At 51.8% G+C, this 15819-nt stretch carries 12 protein-coding genes; 11 read left to right on the top strand and 1 reads right to left on the bottom strand.

Going from position 1 to position 15819, the window contains the following annotated elements:
• The 8 genes from AAHB90_RS07925 to mobC all read left to right on the top strand — a co-directional run.
• Positions 1-377, top strand: a 377-nt coding sequence (locus AAHB90_RS07925; RefSeq protein WP_342084394.1) for a hypothetical protein, incomplete at its 5' end; no start/stop codon positions are given.
• Positions 355-1641: a conjugative transposon protein TraM gene (gene traM, locus AAHB90_RS07920; protein ID WP_342084393.1), complete on the top strand. Its 1287-nt coding sequence runs from the start codon at positions 355-357 to the stop codon at positions 1639-1641. The genes AAHB90_RS07925 and traM, both read left to right, overlap by 23 nt.
• Before the next feature lie 10 nt (positions 1642-1651).
• Entirely contained in the window at positions 1652-2506 is an 855-nt protein-coding gene (locus tag AAHB90_RS07915; RefSeq protein ID WP_342084392.1) for a DUF4138 domain-containing protein, read from the top strand.
• A gap of 10 nt (positions 2507-2516) precedes the next feature.
• Positions 2517-3284 (top strand): hypothetical protein, encoded by a 768-nt coding sequence (locus AAHB90_RS07910; protein ID WP_342084391.1) that lies wholly within the window; start codon positions 2517-2519, stop codon positions 3282-3284.
• Between the two features lie 39 nt (positions 3285-3323).
• Positions 3324-4238, top strand: coding sequence for a toprim domain-containing protein (locus AAHB90_RS07905; protein WP_342084390.1), 915 nt, complete (start codon positions 3324-3326; stop codon positions 4236-4238).
• Positions 4239-4299: 61 nt separating this feature from the next.
• Positions 4300-4689, top strand: a complete 390-nt coding sequence (locus AAHB90_RS07900; RefSeq protein ID WP_342084389.1) for a hypothetical protein — start codon at positions 4300-4302, stop codon at positions 4687-4689.
• The gene (locus tag AAHB90_RS07895; protein ID WP_342084388.1) at positions 4677-5963 is read left to right on the top strand and encodes a relaxase/mobilization nuclease domain-containing protein; all 1287 of its coding nucleotides are present in this window, start codon (positions 4677-4679) and stop codon (positions 5961-5963) included. The genes AAHB90_RS07900 and AAHB90_RS07895 overlap by 13 nt, the downstream gene beginning before the upstream one ends.
• Positions 5964-5975: 12 nt before the next feature.
• Complete coding sequence (mobC, locus tag AAHB90_RS07890) at positions 5976-7961, top strand: conjugal transfer protein MobC (protein ID WP_342084387.1); 1986 nt, start codon at positions 5976-5978, stop codon at positions 7959-7961.
• 133 nt (positions 7962-8094) lie between these two features.
• Here mobC and AAHB90_RS07885 read toward each other — a convergent pair whose 3' ends face one another.
• Positions 8095-8328 carry a hypothetical protein gene (locus tag AAHB90_RS07885; protein ID WP_342084386.1) on the bottom strand — a complete coding sequence of 78 codons (234 nt, stop codon included), beginning with the start codon at positions 8326-8328 and terminating at the stop codon, positions 8095-8097.
• Between the two features lie 989 nt (positions 8329-9317).
• Between AAHB90_RS07885 and AAHB90_RS07880 the strand changes: the two genes are divergently transcribed.
• The 3 genes from AAHB90_RS07880 (at position 9318) to AAHB90_RS07870 (ending at position 15689) form a co-directional block, all read left to right on the top strand.
• Positions 9318-12482: a sensor histidine kinase gene (locus AAHB90_RS07880; protein ID WP_342084385.1), complete on the top strand. Its 3165-nt coding sequence runs from the start codon at positions 9318-9320 to the stop codon at positions 12480-12482.
• Between the two features lie 225 nt (positions 12483-12707).
• A complete protein-coding gene (locus tag AAHB90_RS07875) occupies positions 12708-13046 on the top strand; it encodes a PadR family transcriptional regulator (protein WP_342084384.1) in 339 nt (112 codons plus the stop codon).
• Complete coding sequence (locus AAHB90_RS07870; protein WP_342084383.1) at positions 13047-15689, top strand: ABC transporter permease; 2643 nt, start codon at positions 13047-13049, stop codon at positions 15687-15689.
• Positions 15690-15819: the final 130 nt, after the last annotated feature.

Here is a 15819-nt window from a genome sequence, read left to right as displayed (position 1 = left end):
CCCTGGCGGCGGGCCGGGGGGCCGCCAGACTGTCGGAAAAAATCAATTCCTTCCAGCGCCGGTGGGCAAACCGCCTGAATGCTGCCGCAGCTCATATGCCGGCCGCAAAGCTTAAAGCGCTGCTTATCCTGATTGGTGTGCTGGCCTGCGTGGCGGCAGCAGGCCTTCTTTATGGTGGCCTAAGTCCCCAAAAGCTGACCATACACCGCTTTGAGCTAAGCCTGCCCCGCCTATTGGAGCCCATTTCAGTACCTGAAAGCCCTGCCAAACAACAGGCCCTGGACCAGTATCTGGACAGCCTGGAAAAGGCCTTCATTTTAGATAGTCTCCAAAATTCTAAACCACAGATCAGCCATGACACATCCTGCCCACACTGAACAGTTTTTAAGACAGCGCAGGTTCTACCTGGTCTTACCGCTGCTTGCCCTGCCGTTTCTGACATTGATCTACTGGAAGCTGGTTGTGAAAAATCTGGAAAGACATCCAGGCCAGCACGATCAGGCCACCGGATTACAATTAAGTCTTCCCTCTGCGGAGCTAGAAGGCGAGCAAAAGATGGACAAGCTTGCTTACTACCGAAAAGCAGACCAGGATTCTGCCAGCTGGGCGCAGCAAATCAAAAAAGACCCCTACCGGCAGAATCAACAGCAGCCGGCAATGGCCTCTGCGGGCCCGGCTTTAATGGGCCTTGGCGCACCTGAGGGAGCGCTCAGAGCCGGCGGGGGGACGCCAGTCAAAACCGAAGACAGGACTTCTGCGGAAAAAAAAATCCATCAAAGGCTACGGGCGCTCGACAAAGCTTTGAGCTCGGCGCACACCCCATCCTCTGACAGCCGGCTCGACGGGGATGATCTGTCCGCCGAAGAGGATCCCCAGATTGCCCGACTCGAAAAGATGATGACCCAGATGCAAACCGATACAGTAGTGCAGGATCCTGAAATGGTTCAGCTCGAGGGCATGCTCGATAAGCTTTTGCAGCTGCAGGAAAGCGAAAAAAACATCCCGGAGAAAACCGAAGGGACAGCTACCGCGCCGGCCCTGGCTGTAAGTGCCGGCGCGCCTGAGGAGCAGATCACCCTTCTTGCGGCCAGCGCGGATTCAGCAGCTTTAAAACTGCCTGACAGCCGACAGGTAGCATTCTTTGGGTTGGATCAGGATTCAGCCGCCCAACCCGCCGCCCCTCTGACGGCTGTTATCGAGCGCACCCAGCAGCTGGTCTCAGGCGCTACCGTGCAGCTCAGGCTGACTAGCCCCTTATCGGTGGCTGGCATCAGGATCGCTGAAAACACGCTCATTTATGGCACAGCGGCCCTTTCAGGGGAGCGGCTCAAAATTAAAATCAGCTCCCTGCGCTCCGGCCAGCAGATCCTTACAGTCAGCCTTTCGGTCTATGATCTGGACGGCATCGAAGGAATCTACATCCCCGGCGCGCTACCGCGCTCGGTGGTCAAGCAGCAACTGGCAAGCCAAATCCAGGGCTATGATCTGAATACGAGCCCCCTTTCAGTCGGCGCGCAGGCAGCCGCCGCCGGCATGCAGATGGGCCAAATGCTGCTGAGTAAAAAAAGCAGGCTCACCCAGGTCACACTCAGGCAAGGCCACAAAGTGCTTCTCCATCAGACCAATACCACCCATCCATAACCAGCCGACCATGCATTCAACCATCCAAAAGGCATTGTATCTGCTCTGCCTGACCCAGCCACTGGCCGCCTTCACCACACTTTACGGGCAAGACCTGAAAATCTATGCAGTCGAGTCTTTGCCCTTAGAGGTCAGCGCCGGTCAGACCCTGTCTTTGAGCTTTGCAGCTCCGGTTAAAAGCGTCGACCGCGGCAGCGCCGAGCTTTTGGCGCAAGTAGCGAAGGGCACAGAAAACGTGGTGCTGCTCAAAGCAGCGCGTAAAGACATTCAACCCACGAGCCTGATTGTGATCACAGCCGACGGGGAGCTGCACGCCTTCCAGGTCTGCTACCAACAGCAGCCTTCCAGCATTGGGCTGCAGGTCATGCCCAGGCCACAGCAGCCGTCCGCAGCCCAGATACCAAAGACGATCCAGCTCAATCAAATCCAGCAAGGCCTAAGTCTTGCCACAGACCAGCCGCCGAACCTAAGGCGCAAAAGCACGGCAGGCGGCTTTTCGCTTGCCGTTGAGGGTCTTTACATCCGGGGGCCTGTGATGTATGTAAGATTGAGCCTTGAAAACCGCTCGGTGATCGACTACCAGATCGAAACGCTCCGGTTTTTCACTAGCGACAATAAGCAGATCAAACGCGCGGCCAGCCAGCAAAACGAACTGCCACTGCTCGGAGGCTCAATTCCGAGCGGTCAAATCAGGGCCTCAGAGCAAAAAACGCTCGTAGTGGCCCTTGCCAAAACGACGCTTCCAAAGAGCAAGAGCCTGCTTATCGAGCTCACAGAAGGCGGCGGCTCCCGGCATCTTACCGTGCGCCTAAAAGCCAGGCACCTGGCGAAACTAGCGCAGCTTCCCGCAGCGTCAAACCTTTAAAGACATTCAGATGAACCAGAAAAACTTCGAATACCTGACCGAGCAGCTCAAATACCACGGCTTTGGGCAAGGACTCAATCAACAGTTACTGGCCAGTATACAAAAACAGCTCCCCGAGTTCTCTTTGCAGCACAGGATGCGTTTTGGCAACGATGAGCTAACCGCTTCGTTGAACTTTCAAAGATCTGCCCTGCAAGATCTGTATTTCTTTCAAAGCTACCTGGCCAGCCTGAAAAACTACGACCAATCCCTGAGGATCAATCAGCTTTTTTACATGCAGGGCCCTGGTAGCATAACCCTAAAAGAAGCCTTCAACCTTTTACAGGGCAGAGCCGTCGAAAAACAGCTCGTCAACCGGCAGGGAGATCCCTACCAGGCATGGGTTCAGCTCGACTTTAAAAACACCGATCAGCAGGGCAATTTTAAGATCAGGCAGTTCCACCAGAATTATGGATTTGATCTGCCAGAGGTTCTTTCCAGGCTTTCGCTTAAAGAACTCGATCACCAACAAAGCAAGGCCAGCCTGCTTGCCTCGCTTCGAAAGGGAAACCGTCAGCAGGTCACCCTTGTTGACCAGGGTGTTGAGCATAAGTTCTTTATCGAGGCAAGCCCGCAGTTCAAGGGTATCATCGCCTACGACCACAACTCGGTCCGCCGCCACATCCACGCCCTGACCGGCTCGCAGCAGCTTCTCTCCCAGAAGAGCCCCCACCAGGCTTTACAGGCCGGCGATACCGACCGGCTGGCCCAGCAGCAGCACGGCCTTTCGGCCAACTAGCCATATGGCCGCGATGGCGGCCTGATACTGTCAAAAGCCATGGACAATTCTGTTTTCCAAGATTACATGCATAGGGTTCGTCAGACGGATATGGTCACCTACCTGTCCAGACTGGGGATAGAGCCCGCCAGGATCAGTGGCACAAACTACTGGTACCACAGCCCGTTTCGCAATGAGAAAACGCCTTCCTTCAAAGTGAACCGGGGTCTGAACCGCTGGTATGATTTCGGGGAAGGCGCCGGCGGTAACCTGATTGATTTCGGAATCCGCTACCACCAATGCTCGGTCGGTGATTTTGTAAGCGCTTTCAGGGAAGATATGCTGCTGCTGCCGGCCGCGCCCCCGGCCGAAAGAGCCCGGCCCGAGCAAAACAAAATCAGGATCCTTCAAGAATCCCAGCTGCAAAAACCCGCGCTGCTCTCATATTTGGCCCAGCGCTGTATTGATATCGAGATCGCCCGTCAGCATTGCCGGCAAATAGACTATGAGCTGTCCGGAAAAACCTACTATGCGATCGGTTTTGGCAACGACTCAGGCGGCTATGAGCTTCGCAATGCGTATAGCAAAATCAGCACCTCGCCCAAAGACATCACCACCCTTGGCCATACGGGTAGCATTCTGGCTGTCTTTGAAGGTTTTTTTGACTTTCTTTCCTACCGCTCGATGCATCGCAATGCCGGCATAGAAACCGAAAATTACCTGGTTCTTAACTCGGTGGCATTTTTCCCCAGGGCCAGGGGAGCAATCGAAGCTCACCGCCGGGTAGACCTTTACCTGGATCTGGATCAGACCGGAAAAAACCTGACCAGCCGGGCGCTGGCAGAGAACGGTCATCTGACAGACAAAAGCGGGCTCTATCAGGGCTTCAAGGATTTAAACGAGTTTCTGGTGGCCGCCCACAATCAGGCCCAAAAGAGCCGGTTCCGCGCGCCAGGACTCGATCTGTCAATATGAGGTGTCTAGACGGATTTGCCCCTAACCGATCTTGTTTACCAAAAGATTTCTCAACAAACCAATGAAAAAGTCAGCTTCCCAGCAAAGCCGCGCCATCTACTTCACCGTGGATCAAGCCCAATACCAGCGGATCAAAGACAGATGCGCTCAGACGAGCTGCCGCAGCCTGGCAGAGTATCTCAGGCGGCAAACGCTCGGCGAGCCGCTCACCGTAAATCACCGCAACGCTTCCCTGGATGATCTGATCACAGAGCTTTCACTTACCCGAAGGCAGCTATCGGAAGCCCTGCGGGCCTTTGAGCAGTCCGGTCAAAAGGTCTCTGAGATCCATGGCAACCACCAGGTGGCCATCTGGCTTGCAGAACATCAAAAAGACAGAGCTGTTATCGTTGGGCTGATCGATCAAATTCATCATTACTGCAAAAAGACCGCGCTTGTATGGTTGCAATAATCAGATCCTCAGCCTCGGTAAAGCGCTGCTGCCGCTACAATGAAAACAAGGTAGAGGCCGGACTAGCCAGCTGCATTTTGGCCGGCAATTATCCTTGTGAGGCCAGCGAGCTGACAGCCAGTCAACGTATGCTTGCGCTTCAAAAGCGGCTTGAGCTCAATGAAAGGTGTCGAAAAGCTTGTCTTCATATTGTACTTTCCTTTCTGCCTGAGGATCGGCTCACCCTGGGCCAGCTCAAAGAAATCTCACAGTTCTACATGGATCAAATCGGTCTTGGGGATCATCCATTTCTGGTTTATCAGCATCGGGACACGCTTCATCCGCATCTGCACCTTGTCACCGTAATGATAAAGGCCGATGGTTCGCGCGACACGGTCTTTCTCAGCAGGCAGGCAGCTGCCAAGAACTTGATCAAACAAATCGAGAAAGACTATCAGCTTACCCCATCGCAGGGAAGAATGATGCCGGCCAGCACGCTTGAAAGCGCTCAAAAACTGCGATACGGCAAAATTCCTCTTACCGCTGCGATCTCACAGGTACTTTCGGTGGTGCTTCCCAATTTCAAGTACAGTTCTCTTACCGAGCTCAACGCGGTGCTGCGGCACTATAACCTGGTGGCCAAGACTGGTCAGCCAGGCTCAAAAATCCGGCTTCACCAAGGACTGGTCTATCAGATGCTAGACGATCAGGGTAGAAAAATCGGAGTACCGCTTAAAGCCAGTCGCCTGCTGGGTAAACCTACGCTGAGGTATTTGCATGAGCGATTCGAGGCAAACAGGGTGGCTGCGCTGCCCCAGCAGCAGCGCGTGAAAACCCTGGTGGATCTGGCCCTTATCGCCCCTGGCACCCGCTCTTTGGCCGGTCTGGGTCAGCATCTTTCCCAGGAGGGGGTCAAAGCCGTATACGCCTTAGGACCCACCGGAAAGCTCTGTGAGATTATCTTCGTTGATTTTCGGACGCGGTCAGTCTTTTCGGCCAGTCAGCTTGGCGGGCGCTACACGCCTGCCCAGTTAGTGGAACATTTTGCCGCAGCCGGAAACAGATTCGAAAAGGGCGAGCGCATTTACCAACAGCCTCTGGTCACCGCTCCCCCAGGCAACGCTGCCCTTCAATCAGAGCCGGCCGGCGGCAAGGGAAAACAACTGGGTGACCCGCCAGCCGATGAGAGCCTATTGAAGCTGCTGCTTGATCCGGTGCCCCAGGCCGATCACCTGCCACGGGAGCTGAAAAGGCGCCTTGCCAAAAAACGCAAACAGATCTCATTACAACTTTAAATCGCTCCAACGATGAGCTCAGCTACGGCAGAAAATCAGCAGGCACTACAGCGGATCATGGACATGAGCCGGATGATCAGCCTTGCCATGCTGGCGCTTCACTACTACTATTACTGCTACGGTGCCTTTGAATCCTGGCAACTGACAACACCCTGGACTGACAAGGTGCTCGAACAGATCATCAAAACAAGCCTTTTCAGCCATTTTTATAAGACCAAGCTGGCTGCACTTTTATTTCTATTTATCTCACTGCTGGGAGCGAAAGGCAAAAAAGATGAAAAACTTTCCATGCGCTCGCCGGTCCTGTGGGCATTTACCGGCCTGGTCTGCTTTCATTTTTCTTTTCTGCCGCTTAGCCTGGGCTCAGGCGATCCGTTTGCGGCCGCAGTCTACATGTTTTGCTGCTCTGGCGGCTATCTGACCATCCTTTGGGGTGGGGTTCGCCTCTCGCGGGTGATCCGTCAAAAGATCTCCGTAGATATCTTCAATGCCGATAACGAGACCTTTCCCCAGCAAGAACAGCTTTTGGAAAATCCATATTCGATCAATCTGAAAGCACGCTACCGGCACGCCGGCAGAAGCCGCGAGAGCTGGGTGAATTTTATCAACCCGTTCCGGGGCATTCTGGTGGTCGGATCACCCGGCTCAGGAAAAACCTACTACGTGATCCGTCACATCATCACCCAGCACATCAAAAAGGGCTTTGCGATGTTCCTCTACGATTTTAAGTTTGATGATCTGACGCGCATTGCCTACAACACCTGGCTGAATATGCCTGAGAGCGAAAGGGGTGCCCAGGCGTTTTATTATGTGAACTTTGATGATCTTTCAAGATCGCACCGCTGTAACCCACTAGACCCCGGCTCGATGCATGACATTTCCGATGCGGCCGAATCCGCGCGCACGATCCTGATGGGGCTGAACCGGGAATGGATCCGCCGCCAGGGCGACTTTTTTGTCGAATCCCCCATCAACTTTTTAACGGCCATTATATGGTTTCTAAAAAAGTATCAAAACGGCACCTTCTGCACGCTGCCTCACGTGGTGGAGCTGATGCAGACTGAGCACGCCAAACTTTTTTCTGTGCTTAGAACCCAGAAGGAGATCCAGGTACTGATCAATCCATTTATATCCGCTTTCATTCACCACGCCAACCAGCAGCTGGAAGGGCAGATCGCCTCAGCGCAGATTTCGATGGCCCGCCTCTCTTCGCCGGCCCTGTACTATGTGCTTTCCGGCAATGACTTTTCACTGGATATCAATAACCCTTCTGAGCCCAAGATCGTCTGCATGGGCAATAATCCGGGCAAGCTAATGACGCTCGGAGCAGTGGTTTCGCTTTATATCTCGCGGCTGATAAAGGCGGTCAATCAAAAGGGCAAACAAAAGTCCAGCCTTGTCTTTGATGAATTCCCCACTGTCTATCTGAACCATATCGATTCGCTGATTGCTACCGCCCGGCAAAACAAAGTGGCAACCACCCTGGGTATTCAGGATCTGAGCCAGCTGCGAAAGGACTATGGAAGAGAGCTGGCCGACGTGGTCATGAACATCACGGGCAATATCATCTGTGGGCAGGTCACCGGCGAGACGGCCAAACAGCTCTCTGACCGGTTTGGAAGGATCAATCAGGACCGAAGCAGCCTTACGATCAACCGCACTGACACCTCCATCAACCGCTCCAAACAGCTGGACGCTGCCATCCCCCCATCACGCATCGCCGCTTTAAGCGCCGGCGAATTCGTCGGCATGTGCGCTGATAACCCTGACCAGCCCCTGGACCTGAAAACATTTCACTGCACACTGGTCAACGACCATCAGGCCCTGCAACGCCAGCAGGCATCCCAAAAGCCACTACCTGTCGTGCGGCAGGTCAACCCGGATGTAATCCAGGCCAACTACCGGCAAATTAAGGAAGATGTGGAAACGATTATTTTCTCGGAAATGGAAAGAATGCTCTCTGATCCGGAGCTGGCCCATCTGATCATCAGCAGATAAAGCCTTAACCCCTTCCACGGCAGGCCTGCGATCAGTGTCACTTTGAAACGATCCGGTCACAAACAGCCCGGGCCATAGGCTAAGCCAAACTTTCACGATCTTCGCCGGGCTGCTGCCTTATCAAAAGCTGCTCCTAGATCAGCTCTGCCGGGGGCTGATCTACAACTTCGGAGGCTGCTATTTTGGCCCGCTTTTTTGAGAGTTTCTCGCCTGGGGTAAATTCTCCGTGTATCCACCTTACAAAATTGCTAGCATGCGTCTGATAAACAGCAACTGAAAGGGAACTAAGACCAGATTGCCTCAGGTGAGCGAGGTAGTCTGTGAGCAGCCGGGAGACTTCCTGGCTCAAAGCGCTATTGATGTTCATGTTGATCTTGAAGGTTTATGAAGCTGTCTGCCAAAGCTAATGCTGGATGGAATAACTACCTTACCATCTACCGCTTAACGGCCTCAAGTCTTGGCAGTCAGCGCTAGTAAATTCTCACAAGCCGCTTTGAGCACTCATAGCAATGCCAGTAAAAAATTCGGCGGTTAACACTGTAAGTCCTTCCGGTGCTGCTAGAACCCATTTTGGGCCCGCCAGGCAAATGGCGCCGGTGAAAAACCCTGGGAGGAAAAATCAGCGGTGCTCCCAAACGTCGGCACCGGCCGTATGCCGAAATTTTCCACCTAAAACGGCACTTTATTCTTTGACACTCCGCCGAGAAGATACGCTGCATGGGAATGCTGATAGTTTTCCCAGACCCTTTTTGCAATATCGCCCTGACGCTTCCCACAGCAGATTTGATACTTCTGAGTAACAATAGGCCGTAAAACACCGCGCAGGTCCCACCCCGCCTGCACAGGTTAATTTGTCGCCAAACCGCCGCCCAGATCACTGCGATGATCACAATAAATGGATTTAGTAAAGCGGCAATAGCACAAAGCAGTTAGGGTGACCCCAAACTGCTCTTGCCCAAGGGGAGTAAGCAAATGACGGCATGGCACAACTCACTCGTGGGCGTGGGTCGCGATTTCTCACTGGTAACGGCAGGTCAAGCTCGATTTGAAGAGCGATTGAGAACGGGAGTTGATTTATCCAGGTAGTTGCGGGCATAGGGCCTGCAACTACCTGGCACCCAAGATGATCGCCTTTAGCCGATAAGAGTATATCCCAGGCGCGCTGGCCGCGCTGCTACGGTGGACTATGTGGCTACTTGCCAAACAGCCGAATCACCTACCGGCATCATTCTCCAAAATTGCACAATGACTGCTTCAAAGAAAAGCTAATGATGTATCTTCACAGCATGATGCGTTTCACGCAGCTTCCCTTCTCTGTTCGTTTTCGACCCTTGACAATTATCATCGCAACAACCAGTGACCAGCATCCATTACCTCCGCTTTTTTTTAGTCTGTGCGGTGAGCGCTATTTTTATCATTTTCCCTTCCACTGCCCAGACCGTCTCATCAGAGACGGTTCCGGGATACAATATCACCCATTTTACCGACGAAAACGGCCTGCCGCAAAACAGCGTCAAGTCCATTGTCAAAGATGAAAGGGGCTACATTTGGATGTCAACCGAACGGGGACTGGTACGCTATGATGGCCACCGGCTGGTTAAGTTCGACCAGTTTGGTGATTCCTATGCAAGCAGAAATATTTATGGCTTCCAACTGCACCCGGCAAATCCCAACAACGATCTGCTTGCGATGACCCACGAGGGCAAATGGATCAGAATTGCCCGTGGGGAAGCGCGAATTGATCCGAATTACCAGGGATATCCCGCCTACGAGCCCTCCAAAGATCCCGCCGCCCGCGAAGATCCGGTCATACAGAGCCTGCCATTCGTATTTGAAGACCAGTATACTAACATACTTTCCAGATTTATATCCATATACCCCTTCCCGGCAGGTGCACATTACATTCACTATCAAGACCGTGTAAGCTACTACCAAAAGAACAAATTGGTCAAACGGTTCGCTTTTCCCCAAAAAAATGTTTTCAATTTTTTCAGGCTGGATAATGACCTGTATTTCCTGGACAAGGGATTAAGTCTTTCCAAGTTTACTTCCGCCGGAAGCGACTCTTCGGTCCGCCAAATCCGCATTGAAGGAGAAATCCTGAGGCATAAAGCGGCCGGAGGCCAGAATGATTTTATGCTTTTCTGGAATAATGTATCCGAGCAGGCTTTCGTATTGTTAGATAAAAGTCTGTACCTGCTCAGCAGGAGCAAGTCTGGCGCTATCAGCGGGAAGCTGGTTCTGGATGGTTTTGATCTACGGGCGCACTCAGTAAAAGCAGTTTACTACGATGCTCTCTTCCAACGCCTCTATCTGGGAAGCCCCCTTGAAGGTCTTTACATTACCGACAAGCAGCCATTCTCTGTCGTTAGCGACTTGAATTTGAAAGCAAACAGTTTTTATGGCCAGACACTGTTAGCCGGCAATCAAATCCTTATTCCTGACGGGCTGACTTTTAAGAAAAATTCAGCTTCGGGTACAGTAGTTTCCGAACGTATTGAATCCATCTCAAAGCTGGTAAATTGGGATCGCATAAGCGTGCTGAAAAGCAAAACCGGGCATATCTGGACCAAACAAGGAGAAGAAATTTTTCAATTTGACAGTACGGCAAACCGCCTGATTTCGAAATGGCTGATAAAAGGAGGAGTCACCAACCTGTATGAAGGGTACAATGGCCGGATTTGGATCGGTACCACCACCAAAGGATTGTATTACCTGGACCCCGGCCGGCCGAAAGCCAACCCTTTGCCTTTCCCATGCAAACTTTTGCCACGCATCTCCTGGATAGAGCACCAGACTGCGGATTTTCTCTGGATCGGCACCGGCAGGGGATTATACGGCTTACACCTGCCGACAGGCAGGCTTTCCCCTATCAGAGGACTTGAAAACATCTACATCCGCAGCTTGCACATCCCCAAGGGTTTAGGAGAAGTATGGGTAACTACTTATACGAGCGGCTTCTTTCTTTTAAAAGAGAACAAGCTGACAAGATTTCCGCTGGATAAGCAGCAGCACCTGGCTAGCGCTCACTGCATCTTCCAAGACAAAAAAGGCTTTTTCTGGATACCTACCAACCGGGGCTTATTTCAAATCAAAAAAAGTGATTTGCTCACCTACGTTAAGAAGCCGTTTGCGCCCTATTATCACTACTACGCAAAAAGCGCGGGGTTCAAAACCAATGAATTTAATGGCGGATGCCAACCCTGCGCGGTCAGAATGCGCGATGGCACAGTCTCCTTTCCTTCTATAAACGGACTTGTCTGGTTTATACCCGAGCATATAGAACCCGAGCTGCCCAGCGCGCAGCTATTCATCGACAATTTGGATATCGACGGCAAGGCCTTGGCCTCTGATGTGAAACATATATCCGTTCCGGCCGGCGCTTCCGGCGCTGATCTGAAAATAAGCACTCCATACTTTGCCGATCGGTACAACCTTAAAATGTCTTACAGGGCTTTCAGGGATGGAGAAGCCCTATCAAACTGGAAGGAATTTGATGAAAACACGCCTGTATCAATCCCTTTTGCATCCGGAGGTAAATACACGGTCAGTGTCCGAAAATTGAATGGATTCGGACCTAATAATTATGGTTACAGTCATTTAGAGATTTTCGTAGACAAACAGTGGTTTGAAACCTGGTGGTTTAAAGCAATTTTAATCCTGGCCGTGTTGACTCTGTTTTATATTACTTTAAGACTAAGGGTCAGGGCAATAAAAAAGCGAAACCAGTTGCTGGAAACCAAAGTCAGCGAACGTACCCTTGACTTGGAGCAGACATTGAGGGTTCTCAATCATTCCGAAAAGCAACTTGAAGAGCAGCTAAGACTCCATATCCATATGATCGCCTCCATCTCACATGACGTGCGCACCCCAATCCGGCATATGTCCTATGCGTTGGATCACACCTATGCGTTGATGGAAAAGGATCAAATTAATGCTGCAAAAACCTTTGTAACAGAGCTAAAACAAGGGGTGGAAAGAATTTATTCAATGGTCGATAATATCGTTAACTTCATCCGTCCAGAAATTAGTGGCCCGGAAATTGGGCTCACCGCAGTCAGCCTAAGGGATGTGGTGGAAGAAAAAGTTTTACTCTTCAAGCAGATCGCAGGCCGCCATTACGGGCATATCGCCATGGGCATCCCGCCTGGCGCAACAGTCATGACCGATGCCAAACTTCTTGGCATCATCATTCACAACCTGATCGACAATGCGATCAAAATTCAATATAAGAACAAAATCAGAATCTATACCGAACGCATTAACGGGCAGCTGCATCTGATTTTTGAAGATCATGGTCCGGGCATGCCAGCAGAGCTGACCCAATGGCTGAATAGCAACGAATTCTTTAACCAACGCAACTTACAATCTCAATACGAGGGCATAGGTCTGCTGATGGTCAAGCAGATAACACAGAGTCTGAACCTGGACTTGCTTGTTGAAAACAAGCCCGGGGCCTGCATTCATCTCATTTTTAACGAAAAGACGGAATATCAAGCCCAGACTTCAACTGCGGGCTGAACCCTTTTTGGATCCTGAAACCCGCTGGCAAGTTCTTTCATTTTCCCCGGCATTGAGTTGATCGCGGCCCTTGCATTCATGTCCGTTTTGGCACGCCTGGCGTTCGAAAGCGGACATTTTCGTCATTGGGTTTTTCACAAAAAAGTGGCCATTATCTCCTTACAAGGCATTTCCCAAAACTGGCACAGCATTTGATCGGCATTACCATAGGAAATCCTTAACAGCATGAAACGAACGTTTTTAGGAGAGTTTGAAGAATTGGTCCTGCTCACTGTGGCTGTCCTCGAAGAGGATGCATACGGTGTTTCTGTGACCCAGGCGCTTGAAGACAAGACCGGCCGGACCGTCGGGTTCAGCACAGTCCATTCTACCCTTCAACGCCTGGAAGAAAAAGGTTACGTCTCTTCACGCATGGGCGGCGCGACAGCAGAACGCGGGGGGCGCCGCAAACGCTTTTTTACCGTCACAGCTTTTGGCCGAAAGGCTTTGCGTGAGGTAAAACAAGTTCGTGAGGATTTGTGGAGTGCACTCTCCCCTGCCGCGATGCAATTGATGGGAAGCTGAATGAAGCATTTAAGCAACTACCCGAAAACACAGCCACCGCAATGGCCTGCCAGACTGCTCAGGCTCTTTGCCGATCCGGTGACTGCCGAAGAAATTGAAGGCGACTTGCTTGAACTGCATGCCCGCTGGCTAAAAACCGGCAGCCGTACGCGCGCCGACCGGCGTTATATCTGCAATATCTTAAAGCTGATCCGGCCTTTTGCAAAACACAGACAACCAGCTGATTTTCATAAACCCCAAACTTTGAGCACAGCCATGATCCGAAACCATTTCAGGATTGCATTCCGAAACCTTTTTAAAAGCAAAGGATATTCCTTTATCAACGTCTCAGGGCTAGCCGTAGGCATGTGCTGCGCCACGCTGATATTTCTGATGGTGCTGCACGAGACCAGTTATGACCTGCACCAATCGCGCATCGGGCAGATATACCGGGTTGAAACCAAAAATATCCAGGAAAACCACACTTACCCGGGCACCTATACCGGCATGGCTAATGCCCTTCGGACCGATATGCACCAGGCCGAAAGGGTGGTACCAATTTTAAAGGTAAGCGGCACCGTGGCAGCAGCCGACAAGCTATTTAAGGAAGCTGTGGTTTTCGCGGATGCAAACTTATTTGAAACATTTGACTACCAATGGATTTCCGGCAGGCCAGTCAATGCATTCTCACAACCCAACACGGTCATACTTACCCGCAAATATGCCGAAAAGTATTTTGGCGGGACCGACGTGGTGGGCAAAACGATCAGGCTCGACAACAAACAGGATTTGACCGTTGCCGGCGTGCTGGAAGATTATCCTTCCACCACAAGTTTCCCGTTCGATATTCTGGTTTCTTTCCCGACGATCAAAAACGTCAATCCGGATTATGATCTGAACCGTTGGAATGGCTGGAATGACAACTTTCAGGTATTTGTTCTGCTCCAAAAAGGGATGAGTCCGGAGCAGCTCACCGGCCCCTTCAACGGAATCATCCGAAAGTATATGGGCAACGACCAGGTGGCAAATAAGCGATTTAAAGTCAGCCACTTGTCCACCATTCATTATTCGGGTAACCTCGGCGGGCGAAGTGCAAACGTGAGCATGCTCAAAACGCTCTCGCTGATAGGGCTGCTGGTTTTACTGATCGCCTGTTTCAACTTCATCAATCTAAGCACGGCCCAGGCTTTCAAACGGGCAAAGGAGGTTGGCATACGCAAGGCGATCGGAAGCAACCGGAGGCTACTGGTCTACCAGTTTCTGACCGAAGCCGGGCTCATTACCCTGCTTGCGGCCCTGTTCTCAGTCGCACTTAGCCTGCTTGCGCTGCCCGTGATGGCAAATGCGCTTGCGATTCCGCTCACCACAGCGGACCTGTTTACCTGGCAAAACCTGCTGTTCTCGGGCGTGCTGCTGATATTGACCACGCTGCTGGCGGGTGTTTATCCGGCGATGCGGTTATCGGGAATGGCCCCGATCTGGGCCCTGAAAACCAACCTGATAAAACCGGCAAATCAATGGTTCTCCATGCGCCAGGGACTGGTTGTAGTGCAGTTTACCGTGTCGCTGGTGCTTATCAGCTGCGCGATACTCATCAACCGCCAGCTGGACTTTTTCCGAAAAGCTGACCTGGGTTTCAATAAATCAGCCATTATCACCGTAGGGTTGCCCGACAATAAGCCGGAAAAACTGCAAATGCTCCGCCAAGAGTTGCTCCGCTCGCCGCAGATCAGGGATGCGAGCTTTTCGTTCAACAGTGCATCGGCCGAAAGTAACTGGATGCAGGGGATCGAGTACCGGACGGGCCCGGAGGTTATCCAGGTTAAAACCCAAATGAAAATGGCCGACTCGCATTACCTTAATACCTACGGCATCAAGCTTCTGGCAGGTGAGCCGCTTAGCGACAGCGACACGACGGATTTCAAGGTGCTTGTCAACGAAGTACTCCTGGGGCGTATCGGCATCAAGCGTCCCGCGCAGGCGATCGGTGAACGCCTGTATTTTGGTGACGGAAACGAGTTTGCCACCATCAAAGGTGTTGTCAAAAACTTCAACGTTAACTCGCTGCACCAGAAAATCGATCCTACGATCATTCAGGTCGTCCCTAACAACTTCTATCAGGCTGGTTTGAAACTGCAAGACGAGCATCCGAGCGCCGAATCGGTGCAGGCAGCGTTGGGTCATATCGAAAAAACCTGGACGGCCGCCTTCCCCGACCAGCTGTTCGAATACAGCTTTCTGGACGAAACGCTCGCTCAGGCATACAAGGCCGAAACACGCACAGCCTCGCTGATCGAGACGGCCACGTTTTTGGCTGTATTGATCGCCTGCATGGGCCTTTTCGGGCAGGCGACCTTCTCGGCCGAGCAGCGTACGAAGGAAATCGGTGTGCGAAAGGTGATGGGCGCATCGGTCAGAAGCATTGTCAGTCTTTTGTCCAAAGATTTCTTAAAGCTTGTCATGATTGCTTTCCTGGTCGCCTCCCCCATTGCATGGTATGCAATGCGCCTTTGGTTACAGAATTTTGAGTTCCACATTCAAATGGCGTGGTGGATATTTGTGGCTTCGGGTGTGCTGATGGCCCTGATCGCTTTGCTGACAGTCAGCTTTCAAAGTGTGAGGGCGGCGCGGCTGGATCCGGTCAAAAGTCTGCGCGTTGAATAAAGCATCGATTTAACCAATACAAAACAATGGGCGACCTTGGTTACGGTAAGTTTTCAGGCGATCCGGGCCGCATTGCCCGATCCTGTGCGCTCACTCAGGTCGGAATGATATAAAAACGCCCGGTGTTAAC

It is taken from the genome of Dyadobacter sp. OTU695 (assembly GCF_038440355.1).
GTDB lineage: Bacteria > Bacteroidota > Bacteroidia > Cytophagales > Spirosomataceae > Dyadobacter.
This window is presented reverse-complemented; position numbering and strand designations above follow the sequence as displayed.